18 protein-coding genes are annotated in these 16,584 nt (G+C 70.9%); 5 read left to right on the forward strand and 13 right to left on the reverse strand.

The genetic code is table 11. The features are described from left to right. Nucleotides 1-58: 58 nt before the first annotated feature. Nucleotides 59-910 carry a class I SAM-dependent methyltransferase gene (locus ACFWJX_RS03410; RefSeq protein ID WP_383236154.1) on the reverse strand — a complete coding sequence of 284 codons (852 nt, stop codon included), beginning with the start codon at nt 908-910 and terminating at the stop codon, nt 59-61. A 225-nt stretch (nt 911-1,135) separates the two neighbouring features. Between ACFWJX_RS03410 and mshA the strand changes: the two genes are divergently transcribed. The 3 genes from mshA to ACFWJX_RS03425 all read left to right on the forward strand — a co-directional run bounded on the left by mshA (nt 1,136) and on the right by ACFWJX_RS03425 (nt 3,853). Further along, nucleotides 1,136-2,473 carry a D-inositol-3-phosphate glycosyltransferase gene (mshA, locus tag ACFWJX_RS03415; RefSeq protein ID WP_383236157.1) on the forward strand — a complete coding sequence of 446 codons (1,338 nt, stop codon included), beginning with the start codon at nt 1,136-1,138 and terminating at the stop codon, nt 2,471-2,473. 7 nt (nt 2,474-2,480) lie between these two features. Then, nucleotides 2,481-2,984, forward strand: a complete 504-nt coding sequence (locus ACFWJX_RS03420; RefSeq protein ID WP_383237320.1) for a YbjN domain-containing protein — start codon at nt 2,481-2,483, stop codon at nt 2,982-2,984. A gap of 62 nt (nt 2,985-3,046) precedes the next feature. Continuing rightward, nucleotides 3,047-3,853: a hypothetical protein gene (locus ACFWJX_RS03425; protein WP_383236160.1), complete on the forward strand. Its 807-nt coding sequence runs from the start codon at nt 3,047-3,049 to the stop codon at nt 3,851-3,853. On the opposite strand, the gene ACFWJX_RS03430 is transcribed toward ACFWJX_RS03425, so the two are convergent. After that, nucleotides 3,846-4,682, reverse strand: a complete 837-nt coding sequence (locus ACFWJX_RS03430; protein WP_383236163.1) for an AraC family transcriptional regulator — start codon at nt 4,680-4,682, stop codon at nt 3,846-3,848. The genes ACFWJX_RS03425 and ACFWJX_RS03430 overlap by 8 nt on opposite strands. Here ACFWJX_RS03430 and ACFWJX_RS03435 point away from each other — a divergent pair. Then, complete coding sequence (locus ACFWJX_RS03435) at nt 4,681-5,157, forward strand: DUF2000 family protein (RefSeq protein ID WP_383236166.1); 477 nt, start codon at nt 4,681-4,683, stop codon at nt 5,155-5,157. The genes ACFWJX_RS03430 and ACFWJX_RS03435 overlap by 2 nt on opposite strands. A 91-nt stretch (nt 5,158-5,248) precedes the next feature. Here ACFWJX_RS03435 and ACFWJX_RS03440 read toward each other — a convergent pair whose 3' ends face one another. After that, nucleotides 5,249-6,532: an MDR family MFS transporter gene (locus tag ACFWJX_RS03440; protein ID WP_383236169.1), complete on the reverse strand. Its 1,284-nt coding sequence runs from the start codon at nt 6,530-6,532 to the stop codon at nt 5,249-5,251. A 162-nt stretch (nt 6,533-6,694) separates the two neighbouring features. On the opposite strand from ACFWJX_RS03440, the gene ACFWJX_RS03445 reads away from it, so the two are divergent. After that, nucleotides 6,695-7,456, forward strand: coding sequence for a phosphoglyceromutase (locus ACFWJX_RS03445; RefSeq protein ID WP_319257254.1), 762 nt, complete (start codon nt 6,695-6,697; stop codon nt 7,454-7,456). A gap of 78 nt (nt 7,457-7,534) precedes the next feature. On the opposite strand, the gene ACFWJX_RS03450 is transcribed toward ACFWJX_RS03445, so the two are convergent. The 10 genes from ACFWJX_RS03450 to ACFWJX_RS03495 all read right to left on the reverse strand — a co-directional run bounded on the left by ACFWJX_RS03450 (nt 7,535) and on the right by ACFWJX_RS03495 (nt 16,577). Then, the gene (locus tag ACFWJX_RS03450; protein ID WP_383236174.1) at nt 7,535-8,773 is read right to left on the reverse strand and encodes a tyrosine-type recombinase/integrase; all 1,239 of its coding nucleotides are present in this window, start codon (nt 8,771-8,773) and stop codon (nt 7,535-7,537) included. A 72-nt stretch (nt 8,774-8,845) separates the two neighbouring features. Continuing rightward, nucleotides 8,846-9,088: a helix-turn-helix domain-containing protein gene (locus ACFWJX_RS03455; protein ID WP_383236177.1), complete on the reverse strand. Its 243-nt coding sequence runs from the start codon at nt 9,086-9,088 to the stop codon at nt 8,846-8,848. 442 nt (nt 9,089-9,530) lie between these two features. Further along, the gene (locus ACFWJX_RS03460) at nt 9,531-11,012 is read right to left on the reverse strand and encodes an ATP-binding protein (protein ID WP_383236179.1); all 1,482 of its coding nucleotides are present in this window, start codon (nt 11,010-11,012) and stop codon (nt 9,531-9,533) included. A gap of 2 nt (nt 11,013-11,014) precedes the next feature. Continuing rightward, nucleotides 11,015-11,854: a bifunctional DNA primase/polymerase gene (locus ACFWJX_RS03465; protein ID WP_383236181.1), complete on the reverse strand. Its 840-nt coding sequence runs from the start codon at nt 11,852-11,854 to the stop codon at nt 11,015-11,017. Then, nucleotides 11,851-12,408, reverse strand: coding sequence for a DNA methylase (locus tag ACFWJX_RS03470; RefSeq protein WP_383236184.1), 558 nt, complete (start codon nt 12,406-12,408; stop codon nt 11,851-11,853). Before ACFWJX_RS03470 ends, ACFWJX_RS03465 begins: the two co-directional genes overlap by 4 nt. An 87-nt stretch (nt 12,409-12,495) precedes the next feature. Then, complete coding sequence (locus ACFWJX_RS03475; protein ID WP_383236187.1) at nt 12,496-13,020, reverse strand: hypothetical protein; 525 nt, start codon at nt 13,018-13,020, stop codon at nt 12,496-12,498. A 17-nt stretch (nt 13,021-13,037) separates the two neighbouring features. Continuing rightward, on the reverse strand, nt 13,038-13,328 hold the full coding sequence (locus ACFWJX_RS03480; RefSeq protein WP_383236190.1) for a hypothetical protein: 291 nt from the start codon (nt 13,326-13,328) through the stop codon (nt 13,038-13,040). Between the two features lie 18 nt (nt 13,329-13,346). After that, entirely contained in the window at nt 13,347-13,811 is a 465-nt protein-coding gene (locus tag ACFWJX_RS03485) for a hypothetical protein (protein ID WP_383236193.1), read from the reverse strand. A gap of 203 nt (nt 13,812-14,014) precedes the next feature. Continuing rightward, nucleotides 14,015-16,144: an FtsK/SpoIIIE domain-containing protein gene (locus ACFWJX_RS03490; protein ID WP_383236196.1), complete on the reverse strand. Its 2,130-nt coding sequence runs from the start codon at nt 16,142-16,144 to the stop codon at nt 14,015-14,017. A gap of 115 nt (nt 16,145-16,259) precedes the next feature. Beyond that, nucleotides 16,260-16,577 (reverse strand): hypothetical protein, encoded by a 318-nt coding sequence (locus tag ACFWJX_RS03495; RefSeq protein ID WP_383236199.1) that lies wholly within the window; start codon nt 16,575-16,577, stop codon nt 16,260-16,262. Between the last annotated feature and the right edge of the window lie 7 nt (nt 16,578-16,584).

Below are 16,584 nucleotides of genomic sequence, written 5' to 3' on the forward strand. Positions count from 1 at the left end.
ACCTGCGGTTGGCACCCGCAGCCCCGAACCCGCTCCCCCCCCGGCCACAACCTCGTCCCTACCCGCGAGGCGCCAACGCCCCCCACGCCACGGTCACTTCCCCCTGCCGCCACCGCACCGGTCCGTCCGTCACCGGCCAGTCGGTGGTGAGGGCCCGCGCCGTGCGGATCCACCGCTGGCGGGCGCCGTAGGAGGCGTAGGGCGCGGCCGCGGCCCAGGCGCGGTCGAAGTCGCGCAGGAAGGCGTGCACCGGTTCGCCGGGCACATTGCGGTGGATCAGCGCCTTCGGGAGCCGTTCCGCCAGGTCCGAGGGCCGCTCCAGGGACCCCAGCCGGGTCGCGAAGGTGACCGTGCGAGGCCCCTCCGGGCCGAGCGCCACCCACACGTGCCGCCGCCCGATCTCGTCGCACGTCCCCTCGACGACCAGCCCGCCCCGCGACCCGCTCGCGGGGTCGGCAGGGGAGAGCCGGGCGCACAGCCGCTCCCAGACCGCGGCGACCTGGTCCTCGTCGTACTGGCGCAGCACATTGGCGGCGCGGATGAGGTGCGGCGGCCGGGTCACCGGGACCTCGAAGCCGCCGTGCCGGAAGGCGAGGCCGTCGCGTTCGTACGGCTTCGCCGCGGTGACCCGGGCCGGTTCGATCTCGACGCCCACCACGCGCGCGTGCGGGGCGACGGACCGCAGCCGGGTCAGCAGCTCGACGGCCGTCCAGGGCGCGGCGCCGTAGCCGAGGTCGACGGCCACGGGGCCGTCGGCGCGGCGCAGCTCGGCGCCGTGGACCGCGGCGATCCAGCGGTCCATGCGGCGCAGCCGGTTCGGATTGGTGGTCCCGCGCGTGACCGTGCCCACGATGGGGGTCCCCCCCGAGCGAAGCCGAGAGTGAGGGAGGGGCGGCGTGCGGGGGGACATGCCTACGAGGGTATGCGGTACCCGCCAGGGGGACCCTCGCCGGTCACGGGAGCCCCAGACGCCAGCCGTCCTCGAACGGTTGAGCGACAGACGGTAACGGCCAGGCAAAAACCGCCCCGCCTCACATCCGTACGGAATGGGAATGCCTCGTTCCCGCGTTGGACCCCCTTGGAGGGCGCCCCACACCCTCCGTCCGGCATGCCCGCAGCAAGGAGGAAACGCCACGTGAGCCAGTACGTCAGCAGGCTCGGGCGTCGCTCTTCGGCGGCACCCTCACGACTGCGACTGCACCGCCGTCCCCGGCGTGTCGCCATGCTCTCCGTGCACACCTCACCCCTCCACCAGCCCGGCACCGGCGACGCCGGCGGCATGAACGTCTACATCGTGGAGCTGGCCCAGCGCCTCGCCGCGATCAACATCGAGGTCGAGATCTTCACGCGGGCCACCACCGGCGGCCTCCCGCCCACCGTCGAGCTGGCCCCCGGCGTCCTCGTCCGGCACATCGACGCCGGCCCCTACGAGGGCCTCGCCAAGGAGGAGCTGCCCGCCCAGCTGTGCGCCTTCACGCACGGCGTGATGCAGGCCTGGGCCGGCCACCGCCCCGGCCACTACGACCTGGTCCACTCGCACTACTGGCTCTCCGGCCACGTCGGCTGGCTCGCCGCCCAGCGCTGGGGCACCCCCCTCGTGCACGCCATGCACACCATGGCCAAGGTCAAGAACGCCAACCTCGCCGACGGCGACACCCCCGAACCCGCCGCCCGCGTCATCGGCGAGATGCAGATCGTCGCCGCCGCCGACCGCCTCATCGCCAACACCGCGGAGGAGGCCGGAGAACTCGCCCGGCACTACGGCGCCGAACCCGGCAAGATCGCCGTCGTCCACCCCGGCGTCAACCTCGACCGCTTCCGCCCGGCCGACGGCCGCGCCGCCGCCCGCGCCCGCCTGGACCTCCCGCAGGACGCCCTGATCCCGCTGTTCGCCGGGCGCATCCAGCCGCTCAAGGCCCCCGACGTGCTGCTGCGCGCCGTCGCCGTCCTCCTCGACCAGCGCCCCGACCTGCGGTCGAAGATGGTCGTACCGGTCGTCGGCGGCCCCAGCGGCAGCGGCCTCGCCAAGCCGGAGGGCCTCCAGAAGCTCGCCGCGCGCCTCGGCATCTCCGACGTCGTACGGTTCCGCCCGCCCGTCGGACAGGATCAGCTCGCGGACTGGTTCCGGGCCGCGTCCGTCCTCGTCGTGCCGTCCTACAGCGAGTCGTTCGGGCTGGTCGCCATAGAGGCGCAGGCCACCGGCACACCCGTGCTCGCGGCCTCGGTCGGCGGGCTGCCGGTGGCCGTCCGTGACGGCGAGACCGGCTTCCTGGTGCAGGGCCACGAACCGGCCCGCTACGCGCGCGTGCTCGCGGAACTCGCCGACCACCCCGAGCTGCCCGCCCGCATGGGCGCGGCCGCCGCCCGGCACGCGCAGTCCTTCGGCTGGGACACCGCGGCCGCCGCCACCGCCGACGTCTACACGGCCGCCGTACAGTCCCACCGCCGTCACGTACGCTCCCAGCATGGGTGAGGCCAGCATGAGTGACGCCGACAAGACTGCCGCGCGGGTCATCGAGGACGTCCTGAAGGACGCCGAGCTGGAGTGGGAGAGCCCCGATCCCGGCAGCTACGTCGTCCAGCTCCCCGGCACCCGCAAGCTGAGGACGACCGTCTCCCTGATCGTCGGCCGCCACTCCCTGTCGCTGAACGCCTTCGTCATCCGCCACCCCGACGAGAACGAGGCGGGCGTCCACCGCTGGCTCCTGGAACGCAACCTCAAGCTGTACGGCGTGAGCTACGCCGTCGACCCCCTCGGCGACATCTACGTCACCGCCCGCCTCCCGCTCTCCACGGTCACCCCCGAGGAGACCGACCGGCTCCTCGGCCAGGTTCTGGAGGCCGCCGACGGTGCCTTCAACACCCTGCTGGAGCTGGGGTTCGCCTCCGCGATCCGCAAGGAGTACGCCTGGCGCGTCTCCCGCGGCGAGTCGACCCGCAACCTCGACGCGTTCCGCAACCTGACGCAACGACCCAGCCAGTAGACCCCTGTTGACCTGCTGTTAGCCTGCCGCGACCTGATCCCCACCGGAGAAAGAGGTCGCGCATGCGCGCAGGCAGATCCACCACCGTGGCCGTGGTCGCGGGAGCGCTCGCCCTGACGGCGTTCGCCGCACCGGCCGCGGAGGCGGCGGACACCGGCATCACGGTGTCCAACGTGGTCGTCAACGGCGGCAGGCCCATCGTCGTCGGCACCACCCAGGAAGTACGCCCCGGCGTGAGCTTCCGCGTGACCTGGCCCTCGGGCCACTCGCTCGCCACGATCGACGCGAACCCCTTCCTCCACCGCCATGACACCACCGCCGCCAAGGGCTTCGTCAGCGGCGGCATCTGGATGGGAGGCATCACCTGCGACGAGGACGGCTCGCGCGCCGCGAACTGCTCGGGCGACTTCTACATCGACCCGCCGTACCGCCTGGACTCCAACGGGGACGCCACGACCTGGAAGGTCGCCTTCAACGCGATGGTCTGGACGGCGGACGACCGCCTGAAAAGCCAGGAATACCTGACCGGCCTCGGCAGCACCCAGATCAAGCGCGCCGCGAAGGCCACCGCCAACGCCTCCCCGGAACCCGTCGTCAAGGGCAAGACGCTCACCGTCACCGGCCGGCTCACGCGCGCGGACTGGGTCAAGCACGCCTACGCCGGATACGGCGGCAAGGCGGCGAAGCTCCAGTTCCGCAAGGCGGGCACCAGCACCTACTCCACCGTCAGGACCGTCAACGCGGACTCGGCGGGCTACCTGCGGACCACGGTCACCGCGAACACCGACGGCTACTGGCGCTGGACCTTCGGCGAGACCGCCACGACCGGCGGCGCCTCGGCGGCCGGCGACTACGTCGACGTCAGGTAGCCGACGCCGCGGGGGCGGACGCGGAGCCGTAACGCCCCGGCGTCACCCCCACCAGCCTGCGGAAGTGCCGGGTGAGATGGGCCTGGTCATAGAAGCCCGCGGCCACCGCGACCTCGCCCGCCGGCAGCCCGTCGAGCAGCAGCCGGCGGGCCCGGTCCACCCGGCGGGCGGTCAGATACTGATGCGGCGCGATGCCGTACGCCCCGCTGAACGCCCGCACCAGATGCGCCGGATGCGCCTGGAGCAGTCCGGCCGCCGTGTCCAGCGTCAGCCCCTCCGCCACGCGCGCGTCGAGCAACTCCCGCAGCCGGCGCGCCAGAACGGGGTCGCGATGCGGCGGCCGTACGGCCTGACCGGGGCGCAGCAGGCCGCGCAGCCGCTCTCCGATGAACGTCAGCCGGCTGTCGGCCTCCAATTCGTCGCCGGGCCGGGACAGTGCGCCGTGCAACTGGCCCACCCGCCGCCGCAGCACCGGATCCCGCAGATCGGGCCCGTCCACGGCCGGCCCGATCAGCTCCTCGCCGAGCACGCTCGCGTCGAGATACAGCACCCGCTTGCGGAAACCGTCCGGGGTGACGGCGGAACCGTTGTGCGGCACGTGGGGCGGCAACAGCGACACGGTGTCGTGCGGGGTGCCGTGCTCATGCCGGTCGAGGTCGTACCGTACGGCCCCGTCGTCGACGATGAGCAGAGTCCACGCCTCGTGCACGTGCATCGGATAGGCGTACCCGGTGAAGTGCGCGTGGAAGACCTCCACGACACCCGGGACCTGCGGGCGCCAGGCGGAGACGGCGGCGGCCGGCTGCGGGGCCGGACGGGGAACGGCCATGCAAAGAACGTACAAGACGCCGTCGTACGCCGGACGGCAGTCTCGTGGCATGAGCACTGAACCCCTCCGCTTCGACACGAAGATCGCCGTCCTGCTGCGCGAGGACCTCGAGACCTGGCAGCGCCTGAACGTCACCGCGTTCCTGGTCAGCGGCCTGGGCACGGAGGTGCCCGAGGTGATCGGAGAGCCGTACGAGGACGCGGACGGCGTCCCCTACCTGCCGATGTTCCGCCAGCCCGTGCTGGTCTTCGAGGGCACCAAGGAGACGCTGACGGCGGCCCACGCGCGCGTGCTCTCCCGGTCCCTCCCGCGCGCGGTGTTCACCGGCGACCTCTTCACCACCGGCAACGACCGCGACAACCGCGCGGCGGTACGGGCCGTGCCGACGGACGACCTGGACCTGGTGGGGCTCGCGGTGTACGGGCTGCGGAACGCGGTGGACAAGGTGCTGAAGGGGGCGCGGATGCATCCTTGAGCGGTGCGGGTGCATCCGGGAGGGGGGAGGGGTGTGAGTGCATCCGGGAGGGGGGTGTGGGTGCATCCGGGAGCGGCGTGGGTGCGTCGGCTCAGGCGGCCGTGCCGACCTCCACGTCCGACGTGGCCGCTGCCGGGCGCTCGGTGGCGGGCTCCTCCGCGGGCAGGCCCCGCATCAGCACGGCATACCCGACGCCCGCCACCGTCCCGACGACCGCGCACAGGCCCCACAGCCACTCCGCGCCGTACCGGTCGATGACGACGCCGGACGTCAGTGGGGCGACGAGCGCGGCCACCGCCCACGACATGGAGTACATGCCCTGGTAGCGGCCGCGGCCGTGGACGGGGGAGAGGCGGACCACGAGGCCGGTCTGGGTCGGCGCGTTGACGATCTCGGCGAGGGTCCACACGCAGACCGTCAGCGCGAACACACCGACCGAACCGGCGAAGGCGGTGAGCCCGAAGCCGTACCCGGCGAGGACGGACGAGATCACCAGCAGCCGGCCCGGATCGCGGTGCTGGATGAAGCGGGTGACGGGGATCTGGAGCGCGACGATCAGGACGCCGTTGACAGCGATCGCCATGCCGTAGTCGGCCGGGGTGAAGCCGGCCGCGCCCATCGCCACCGGCAGGCCGACCGCCCCCTGCTGGAAGACGAACGCGACCAGGAAGGACAGCCCGACCACAGCCATGAACCGCCGGTCGCGCAGTACGGCCCCCAGCCCGACGGCGTCCTTCTCGGCGCCCTTGCCGTCCTTGCCGCCCAGCTCCGGCCGGGACTCGGGCACCTTGAGGAAGACGACGATCGCGCAGGCCAGCGTCATGCCGGCCTCGATCAGGAACCCGGCGAGATAGCTGAACTCGGCGATGAACCCCGCGCCCATGGAGGAGATGGCGAAGCCGAGGTTGATGGCCCAGTAGTTCAACGAGAACGCCCGGACCCGGTCCTCGGGCGGCACGATGTCGGCCATCATCGCCTGCACCGCGGGCCGGGAGGCGTTGGAGGCCATGCCGACGAGGAAGGCGACACCGGCGATGGCGAGCGGGTGGTGCACGAAGCCGAGAGCCGCCACGGACAGCGCGGTGCCGGTCTGCGCGACGAGCATCGTGGGCCGCCGCCCGAGCCGGTCGGCCATCACCCCGCCGGCGAGGGACGAGACGACCCCGCCCAGCCCGTGCAGCGCGGCCACGAGACCGGCGTAGGAGGCGGAGTAGCCGCGGTCGAGGGTCAGATACAGCGCCATGAAGGTGGCGACGAACGCGCCGAGCCGGTTCACCAGGGTGCTGGTCCACAACCACCAGAACTCGCGCGGCAGCCCGGAGACGGTCTCCCGGGCGGCACGTCGGAAGGATCTGACGGAGACGACGGACGACATGACAGATCCCCCGGATGTAAGCGGCGCAGGCGGTCCCTAGAACTTACGAGGGGGTCGGCGACGGCGACCACTCAATTAACAGATCCCGTCAACTGTCCGCCGACTGTCCGCTCCTCGGGCACCGGGCACCGGCCCCCAAAACCTTGGATTACGCTCATAGCCATGGCCGACGCACCGTACAAGCTGATCCTCCTCCGCCACGGCGAGAGCGAGTGGAACGCGAAGAACCTGTTCACCGGCTGGGTGGACGTCAACCTCAACGAGAAGGGCGAGAAGGAGGCGGTCCGCGGCGGTGAGCTGCTCAAGGACGCCGGCCTGCTGCCCGACGTGGTCCACACGTCCCTCCAGAAGCGCGCGATCCGCACCGCGCAGCTGGCCCTCGAGGCGGCCGACCGCCTCTGGATCCCGGTCCACCGCTCCTGGCGCCTGAACGAGCGGCACTACGGCGCCCTCCAGGGCAAGGACAAGGCCCAGACGCTCGCCGAGTTCGGCGAGGAGCAGTTCATGCTCTGGCGCCGCTCGTACGACACCCCGCCGCCGCCGCTCGCCCGCGACGCCGAGTACTCGCAGTTCGACGACGCGCGTTACGCGACCCTGCCGCCCGAGCTGCGCCCCCAGACGGAGTGCCTCAAGGACGTCGTCGTCCGCATGCTCCCCTACTGGTTCGACGCCATCGTCCCCGACCTCCTCACCGGCCGCACGGTCCTGGTCGCCGCCCACGGCAACTCGCTCCGCGCCCTGGTCAAGCACCTCGACGGCATCTCCGACGCCGACATCGCGGGCCTGAACATCCCCACGGGCATCCCCCTGTCCTACGAACTGGACACCGACTTCAAGCCGCTCACCCCCGGCGGCACCTACCTCGACCCGGCCGCGGCAGCGGCAGCGATCGAGGCGGTCAAGAACCAGGGCAAGAAGAAGTAGGTTCCGTGATCATGCCCCCGACCTGCACTTATGGTGCAGATCGGGGGCATTCTCACGGCCTGGGCCCACCATGGGCCCTCAGCGCCCCGGATCCTGCGGTGGCCGAAGTGCCAGGGCGAGCGCCTTTCTGGCACGGTCCCGGCTGCTCGGCATGAGGTGCGCGTACACCTTCAACGTCAGCCCCGGATCGGAGTGTCCCAGGTACTCGCTCACGGCCTTGATGCTCTCGCCCGCGTCCAGCAGAACCGACGCGTAGAAGTGCCTCAGGGCGTGCATCCCGTGCTCCCGTGCGGCAGCGTGTTCCCGGCTCTTGGCCTTCGGGATGATGCCGACGGCCGCGAGCGAGGGCTTCCAGTGGTCTTCGTTCAGCGACGTACGCCAGACGTGTCCACCATTGGGGCCGCTGAAGATCAGGCGCTTAGTCACCGGCTGGCCGTTCGCCCGCATCCACGGCAACGTGATCTCGACAGGCGGGAAGCGCTCGATGTGCTTCTTGAGCGCTTCCGCCACAGGATCGGGCAGAGGAACGTCACGGAGCTTGCCGCCTTTCGGGGGCGCGAACACGGCCTTACTCAGGCTGAGCTTGAGCTGCTGCACCACGTGCAGGGTGCCGCTGTCGAAGTCCACCTCATCGACACACAGCCCAAGGATCTCGCCTTGACGTAGGCCGCAGCCGGCGCCCACGTCCACCATGGGCCGGAAGCGTTCGACCATGGCGGCCCGCATGGCGAAGACGCGTTCCGGCTGCCACGGGACGACACGGCGCGTGCCCATTTCGGGGAGTGTCACCGTGCGCGAGTTGCACGGATTCCGGCGAAGGTAGCCGTCCTCAACGGCCGCAGAGAGCACGGCCCGGACGTTGGAGAAGATCACGCGGGCGTACGCGCCAGACATGCCGGACGCTTCCAGTTGCGTCACGAACTCACGGATGTGGCTGGGCTGGAACGACCCCAGGGGACGCGACCCGATGCGCGGGAAGGCGTGCAGCTTGAGCTGCGACTGCATCGACGCGCGGGTGTTCGGGTCCCCGCTCTGGCTCGCGAGCCAGCCTTCGGCGAACTCCTGAAACGACGTTCGGGACGCGTTCGGGTCGATGTAGTCGCCGCGTGCCACGTCCGCCGTGATTTTGCTCAGCCACTGCTCGGCGAGGCGCTTCTGTCCGTCGGGGAAGGACTTGCCCTTGCGCTTGCCGTCGGGCGCGAAGTAGCGGGCCCGGTAGCGCATGCCGGTCCCGTAGCGCTCGGTCTTGACGCGGACGGTCTTGCCGTCGGTGTTGGTCTCGGTCTTGAACCAGCGGTCTTGGATGCTGCCTGCCATATTCGGCGGAGTCCTCTCGCGGCATGGAACAGGGCCGACCGCGCGGCCGGCCCTGCATGTGTGTGAGATGTGTCAGACCGCCACGCGGTCGGTGTTCTTGCGCTCTGCGACGTGAGCGAGCACGTCGGCGGGGTCGTAGCGGATGTACTTGCCGATGCGGAATCCGGGCGGTCCCATGCGCTTCCGGCGCCACTGGTAGACCGTCTCTTTGGGCACTTTGAAGATCACGGCGATGTCGTCGGCCGTGAGGTAGCGGTCCGGCAACCCGCCGCGGAGGGTGGCGCGCGGGTCCGGCTGTTCACGTGCGGTGCTCATGGCATGTCCTCCGTGCGCGGGCGAGGATCCTGTTTCGGGGGCGTGCCTGTCCGAGGTGCGGATTTCTGCGTCATTGCGTCATCAGCGTCATTCAGGCGTCTGACCTGCACTTTTGTGTGACGTAGCGGCTCGGGGGTGCGTCATCGCAGCGTCATGGGCTGCGTCATCGGATGACGCAGATGACGCTGGATGACGCAGAGTCGGCCGTCTGCGTCATGCCTGTCTCCGCAGGTGGGGGGCCATTTTCCGGCTTGCATGACGCAGATGACGCAGCGTTTCCCTCTTAGGACAAAAGAGGGGGTGTCTGTTGTGGTCGGCGCCCTTCCAGCGTGAAGAAGGAGCCGCTGCGCGGCGCGACCTGGAGGCGGCGTTCCGCCGAACAGCAAGAGGAGCACGCCCTGCCCCGTGTGCTCCTCTTGCTTGTCCGGGTGAGCGGCGCGGGTCAGTGCATCCGCTGCTGCTGGTGCGGGGGCAGGGCCAGGGCGACGGTGCGGGTCATTTCGAGGTAGCGGCCCGCCTTGGTGCGGCCCGAGTCGATGAGGACACCACGTGCGGCCAGGGTCGGTTGGAGGCGCTTGAGCCGGTCGGAGAGGACCTTCCCGGTGGTCGGCCACCCCTTGGGCAGGGGACGGCAGTCCTCGCCCGCGTAGAGGTGGCTGAGGCAGTGCAGCCACTCGGTAGATGTCATCCGCTGCGCCGTGCCCGGCTCGATGGTCTCGCCATGCCGAAGAACGGTCTGCGCGAGGAGGTCACCCTCGATCACGTCGTCGTTCAGGTCGTCCAGACTGGCCCGGTACGCGGCGAGAGCCCCCAGGCCGGTTGCCGCGTCAAGCTGCGCACACAGGTGGGCGAAGTCGGCCATGCGCAGATCGGTGGGCGTCTCCGCCTCCGCCGCGCGGACCTTGACCGTCAGATCCAGGAGCGAGCCGAGAACGACGGGCAGCACCTCCGCAAACTCCGCCCACAGTTCCGCCTCGGTGCGCCGGACGCGGGGCCGCTCCAACCGCAGCGGCAGGAGCCGTTCGGCGAGGTCGGGCCGGATGACGCCGACGTCGATGCCGGTCAGGAGCAGGGGCCGGCGGTAGCCGACGCGGAACACGTCCCCGTCGGTGAACAGGGCACGCTTGACGCTCTCGGCACCGGTGACGATGCAGCACATCGCGTCCGACAGGTCCGGCGTCATGTGGGAGAGGTTGTCCAGGGCGGTGACCCAGCCGGCCGCCACCGCCGCGATCAGGTTCTCCTCATCCTTCGGCGCCCGACGCAGGTCACCGCTCATCCCCTCGATGATCCGCACGAGCATCCGGCCACCGGTGGACTTGCCCGCACCCTGCGGCCCCGTGAGAAACGGCGCAGGCACGGGAACGGACGGTCCGAGACAGCCGATCAGCCACGCGATGGCCAGACACTCGGTCTCCGCGTTGGCGAAGTTACACAGCCGCATCAGCAGATCGATGCCCTTGCCGTCGGTGTCCTTGACGGGCAGCGGCAGTTCCCCGGTGAGCTGGGTGCGCCGCCAGCACACCTCGCGCGGGTCGGGGATAGCGATGTCCCAGCCGGTGGGGTGGATACGGACGGACTGCCCGTCATCGCGGCCCAGGTCCAGCCACGTCGCCCCGTCGAATCCGGGGGCCACGCGGATGTTCACGGGCTGCACGTCCTCCGACAGTGCAAGGGCTTCGATCAAGTCCAGTGCCTCCTTGAGAGCGGTCCCGTTGAACACGCCGATCCCGTCCTTGAACAGGCCGACCATGAGTTCTTGGCGGTGGCTGCCGGTGGTGCCCTGGGAGCGGATCGGGCGGGCGACGGGGTGGCCGTTCTTCTGCGCGTAGACGGTTCCGTCGGCGGTGCGGAAGTAGCGGAAGTGCGTTTGCGCGTAGTCGGTGATGACCTCGCGGGCGGGGTTCTTCTCGTCGTCGGCCATGGTCACAGTCCCAACTGGGTGCGGGCGTTGGTCCACGCGTCGGCGCAGTGCCGGGGCGACTCGCCCTTGGCCTGCGCGGCGGTGAACAGCCGCGCGGTGTGCGCCTCGGTCAGGCACCCGCACCGGCCGTGTGTGGACAGCACCGCGAGGAACGTGCGGTAGACGGTGGCGTGCACCGCACTGGATGCCTCGGTGATGCGCTGTTCCGCCATGGCGATGCCACGGTCCAGGTACGTGCGCGTGCGGTGGGGGCACACGCCGTTAGCAGCCCGTGCGGGCACGGTGATGACCTGCGGCGCCGGCCGGACCATGGGGGGCTTCTTCACGGTCAGCGCGCGCACGACGTCCGGCAGGGCCCTGATGGTGCCGGTTCCGGGGCCGAGCCAGCGGGCGTACTGCATGGACGACTTGACGTCGACGCCGGGCCGTACGGCGTTGGCGGACTGCATGACGCCCTGGTAGAGCCAGTGCTCACCACGAGTGGTGCGCACGATGCGGGTGGCGGGCAGGCACGCACGAGCCCACCGGATGGCTTCCGCACTGTCGAGGTCTACGACGGTGAGCCCGGCGCCGCCGGGGTGGTAGGCCACGGCCGCCGCCTCGCGCCAGGCCCGTACCCAGGACGGCGAGTCGATGACGTGGGGGTCGGTGGTGGCGGCGGCCCAGCCGTGGCAGGGCGCCGGGCAGGTGCAGGGCCCGGGGTTCTTCATGTTCGGCCGGCCACCGCACGCATTCTGTGCGCATGCCGGGCAGTTCCCGAAGGGCACCTTCCCCTTGCGCAGCGGCAGCGGAGGCAGACCGTTGGCCGCGAGTCGCAGGGCGATGCGCAGGTGCTCGCTCATGCCGCCACCTCCAGCGCGACCTGGGCGAGGAAGGCGCGGCCGATGTGCTCGGTGTAGGCGGGCGGGATGGCCTCGGTGAGTTCCTCGCGCACATCCGTCCACGTGATGCCCATCGCGGCCTGTAGCTCCGGGACGGTCGGCTTGCCGGTGAGGTCTTTACGGATCTCCGCGCGGCCGTTGGGCTGCTCGATCACGTACGGCAGGCCGGTCTGTTCGAGCAGGTCGCGGGTGGGCGCGACCAGGTCGACGTGGGAGTGGCCCCATCCCTGCGAGGCGTTCGTGCCTACGGTCAGCGCGCATCCGTGCTGGCAGGGCGGGGAGGCGTGGGCGAACGTGTACCGGCGGATCTCGCCCGTGGTGATCAGGTGGGCGAGGTAGGCGAGCGCGTCGCCCCGGTGGTACGGGAACGGGTAGTTGGGCCGGCTGGCGATGTCGCAGCCGTGGACGGTGAAGCCGGCGCGGGCGTAGCCCATGGCGGCGCCGCTGGCGCAGGAGAACAGGTCCAGGAGTAACGGCCGCTCGCCGTCTCGCCGGATGTCGGTGGGTTGGGTCATGCTGGAGACCTCCACAGGTCATTGCGTGACAGGTGGACAAGGGCGGCCCCGCGACTTTGGCGAGATGGGGGGCCGCCCTTGGCGTAGCTACTGGTGGCCGGTGGCCCGGCGGGCGTACTGCTGGCGGACGTAGGTGCGCGGGTCGCAGATGATGCTGGGCTGGTCGAGGTCGAGCAGGTGCAGGGCTGCTGCTTCGGCGGTCTCGGCGTCGCTGTTGAGGGTGTCCGGCTCGTGCAGGAGCGCGATGCGGTCGAGCAGGGCGGCCTTGCGCAGGTAGAACTCGCGTCCCAGCTCGGTGAAGCACTCGGCGGTGGCGAGGAAGCGGGCCGTCCAGCCGATCTCGCTGTTGATGCTGGGGGCGTCGGCGTAGGCCTGCTCGGGGGTGGGCCAGGCCTGCGGGGCGGGCCGGTGGCCGTCGGTGAGCAGACGCCGGGCGACGGCGGCGGCCACGGCGGCGATGTTGCGGGGGTCGTCGACGACCAGGCCCACGGTGGGCTCGATGGTGCACTGCTCGAACACGGCCGTGGCGATGGCTTCCATGAGCGGCTCACCGTCCGTCCAGCCGTTCGGGTTGCTGCCCTCGGGGGCGTTGATGATCACGTGGTCGGTCACGGTGGTCCTTTCCGGGCCTAGAAGAGGGGTTCGTCGCTGTAGCCGTTGGGGCCCCACGGGTCACGGCCGTCGTGGCGGCGGCGCAGCCACCGGGGCCGGCGCGGGAGCGGCAGCAGGGTCACGGACCGTGCCGTCCAGCAGTCGCAGAACTCCCAGTGGGATCCGGCGTACTCGCCGGTGTCGTAGTCGCCGTAGTCGTAGGAGTGACCTCCCTCTCCCGCACAGTGCGGGCAGTCGGGGCGGGGGGTGTCGGTCAGGACCAGGGCACGGCGGGGGCAGCCCGCCAAAGCGAGGCGGAACCTGAGCATCGGTGTGAATCTCCCTTGTCAGCCGTAGAACTTGTTGCGCTTGAGGACGGCCTTGCGGATGTTGACCGTGGTCCCGGCGCCGTGGCGGTTGCTGCTGAGCACCTGCACGGCGATCCATCCGCCGAAGATGACGGCGGCCAGGGTGATGAGCTGGGTGATCAGCGCGGCCAGTGCGGTGATGAAGGTGGTGAGCATGAGCAGTCCGCCGCAGACGGCGAGGAACCCGACGCCTGCGAGGGCGACGTTCACCGCCGTGCGGGAGACGGCCGGCTTGGCGGCGAGCGGGGCCGGGTGCGCGTGCTCGATGGCGTAGCCGGTGACCACACGGCCGTCGGGCAGGATCACGCTCGCCACGGCCGGCACGGTGTGCGGCTGGGCGGGAACGAGGGGTGCCGGGTACGGCGCGGTGGGGGTGAGGGGGGTGGGGTGGTGGACTTCCACGGCCCGTAAGGCGGGTGGGTTGTGGGTGTGGTCGGGGTACATGTGGAATCCCTTCCGGTGCTTGGCGGGGGAGGCAGGGGCACCCCCTTCGGGGTGCCGTGTGGAGGGGGTTTCGGGGGTCTGAGCAGGGAGGCTCCCCGCTTCCCCGAAACGGTGTTTTCCCTGATCAACGTGGGGGATGCGGTCCGGGGAGGGGGTTGGGGAGTTCTCCCCGCCTCCCCGGTCCGGGAGGGTGTTCCTCCCCGCTACTCGGCGGTGGAAGCGGAACCGTTGGCGTCGCGGTGGGCGAGCGCCCGCAGGACGTGATCGCGGTGGAGGACCATGACCCCGTGGGACTTCTTCGGTTCCTCGCCGTGCTTCTCCAATAGGGCCTTGAGGCGGTCGTTGGTCCACTGGTCGCCGTAGACGTTCGGGGCCAGGGCGTGCAGCCGCTTGAGGACCTCGTTGGTCCGCAGCCGCGGCGCGTCGCCGATGACGGAAGCGACGTCGGCGAGCGCGTCGCGCTCCTCGCCCTGGTCGACCAGTCGCAGGGTGGTGACGCCGTCGCGCAGGGCCTTGGCCCGGTCGGCGATCTCGGCGGCCGGTTCGTCGTCGATGAAGTGGGTGCGCACCGTGATGGACGCCTGCCCGGCCGGGATCGTGATGCCGTCGGAGGCGACCACGAGGGTGCCCTTGTCCAGCCCTTGGCGCAGCAGGTGCGGGGCGGCGCCGGCGTTGACGGCCTTGGCACCGAGCGCCATGACGGCCTGGGACTCGGTGCCCACCACGAGGGAGGCGCGGGTGTGGGCGCCCTCGCGGACCAGCTTGGGAAGGTTCTGGTCGGTGGGGTCCTGCGTGCCCTGCCACATCAGCACGTCGACCGCACGGCCCTGGTTGTGGATCTCACGGACGCCCATGAAGTAGCGGGACGTTGCCTTGGAGCCGCCGTAGGGACGGCCGTCCTCGCCCTTGGCCGGGCACATGAACGCCTTCTGTGCCTCATCCACCGTCACGATCAGCGGCTCGAACACGATGGACGGGTCCTTGCGGCGTGCCTCGATCCGCCGGTTCATCTCCTCCACCGCGTTCTCAACCATCTCGGTCGCCTGGATGCAGTGGTTGTCCGAGGGGCCCTCGATCAGTACCTGTGCGATGCCCTCGAACATGGCCCAGTCGCCGATGCCCTTGAGGTCGGCGATCCAGAACTGCACGGAGCGGTCCAACGCGAGCCACAGGGCGAGGGCGCGCAGGGCGGCGGTCTTGCCCTGGTTGGACAGGCCGGTGACCAGCAGGTGGCGTTGGTACAGGCTGATCGCGGCGGTGTCGCCGCGCAGGTCCTGACCCCACGGGGCCTTGCCGGTCTTGTAGTTCGCGGTCATCGTCTCGTCCGTGACCAGCGGGGACGGGCCGATCGGCTCGTCCAGCGCGCCGGAATCGGCGATCCACAGCCGCACCGTGCGGGCAGCCTCCGGGATGGTGATGAACACCTCGTGCTCATGCCGGGTGAGGTTCTCAGCGAGCCTGCGCCGCTTGGCCTGCACCTCGTTCGTCGCCACCCCCGAGGGCAGGGTCACGTCGACCTCCACGCCGCATCCGGCGATCCGGATCGGACCGAGCATCGAGGCGCCGGCGTCACCCATCTCCTTGATGGCGTTGCGCAGCGCGGGCACTCCGAGATCGCGCAGGGCCTTGACCACGATCGACGGCGTGATGGGCTCGCCCTCGCTGTTGCGGACGTTGGCGGGCAGGGCCCAGGCGGGTGCGGCATGCTGCTTGCTGCCGACGGCCCACAGGGCGAGCAGGGCGAGGAACGGGCCCAGGGAGATGGCCGGTCCCCACAGGATCTGAACGATCCGGATCAGCGTCGCGATGAAGTCGATGGTCGCGGACAGCGGCGTGACCACGTCCCGGACCTCGCCCGAGTTGATCGCCATGACGACTCCGAGGGCGACCAGCAGACCGACGCTCATACCGGCACCGACCCCGACGCCCTTGGCGGCATCCACGGGTGAGTGGAGCAGGTCCATGCGGCGGTGGTGGCGGGCCGCGCGGAAGCGCGTCAGTCGCTCCTCCCACTCCTCGGCCGCTTCCAGGTTCCCCGCGGCTTCCGCCGCGCGGATCATGCGCTCGTAGCGGGAGCCGGTCTTGCCGTCCCAGGTGCGGCGGGCCACGATCCGCCCGCCGTTGAACGTGTACGACGCGTGCCGGGCAACCGCCCTACCCGTCGCCCTGGTCGTCTCGTGCGTGACAGCGGTCTTCACCGCGCGGCCTGAGCGCACCCACAGGGGAACGGGCCGGGCCGGCGGGGCGTCGGGCACAACGGTGAGCACCGTGGGCGCCGTACCGGGGGCCGGCGGGTCGGTGGGCTTGTGGAGGTGAACGACGTTCTCAGACATGCTGGAACTGCTCCTGACTGCCCCCTCTTGAGGGGCGGGAGATGTGGGAGTGCAGGTGCCGGGGTGGCCGGGTCCGTGGAAAGAGCGGCCACCCCGGCGCACGGGGGTGGGCTGGTCAGAACCAGCCGGACTTCTTCTTGGCGGCCTTGGCGCGGGCGGCCTCGGTGATGAGCCGCTGCCGCTCGCCGTGCAGCGCGGCCAGTTCGGCGTTCAGCCGCATCTCGGCGGCCGTGCCGGTGGTGTCCATGCGCTGTTCGGCACGGCCCGCGCTGCGGCCACGGGTGATCTGGTAGGCGCCGCCGGCCAGGGCGCGGGCCATGGCCCGGCGCTCGCTGCCGTTCAGCGGCCACCACTCGCCCCGCCGGACCGCTTCCAGCTTCTTCGTAGCCTTCTCGATCTCGCGGTCCAGACGGCGGATGTCGGCGTTGCCCATCAGGTGT

Source organism: Streptomyces sp. NPDC058335 (assembly GCF_042723915.1).
GTDB lineage: Bacteria > Actinomycetota > Actinomycetes > Streptomycetales > Streptomycetaceae > Streptomyces.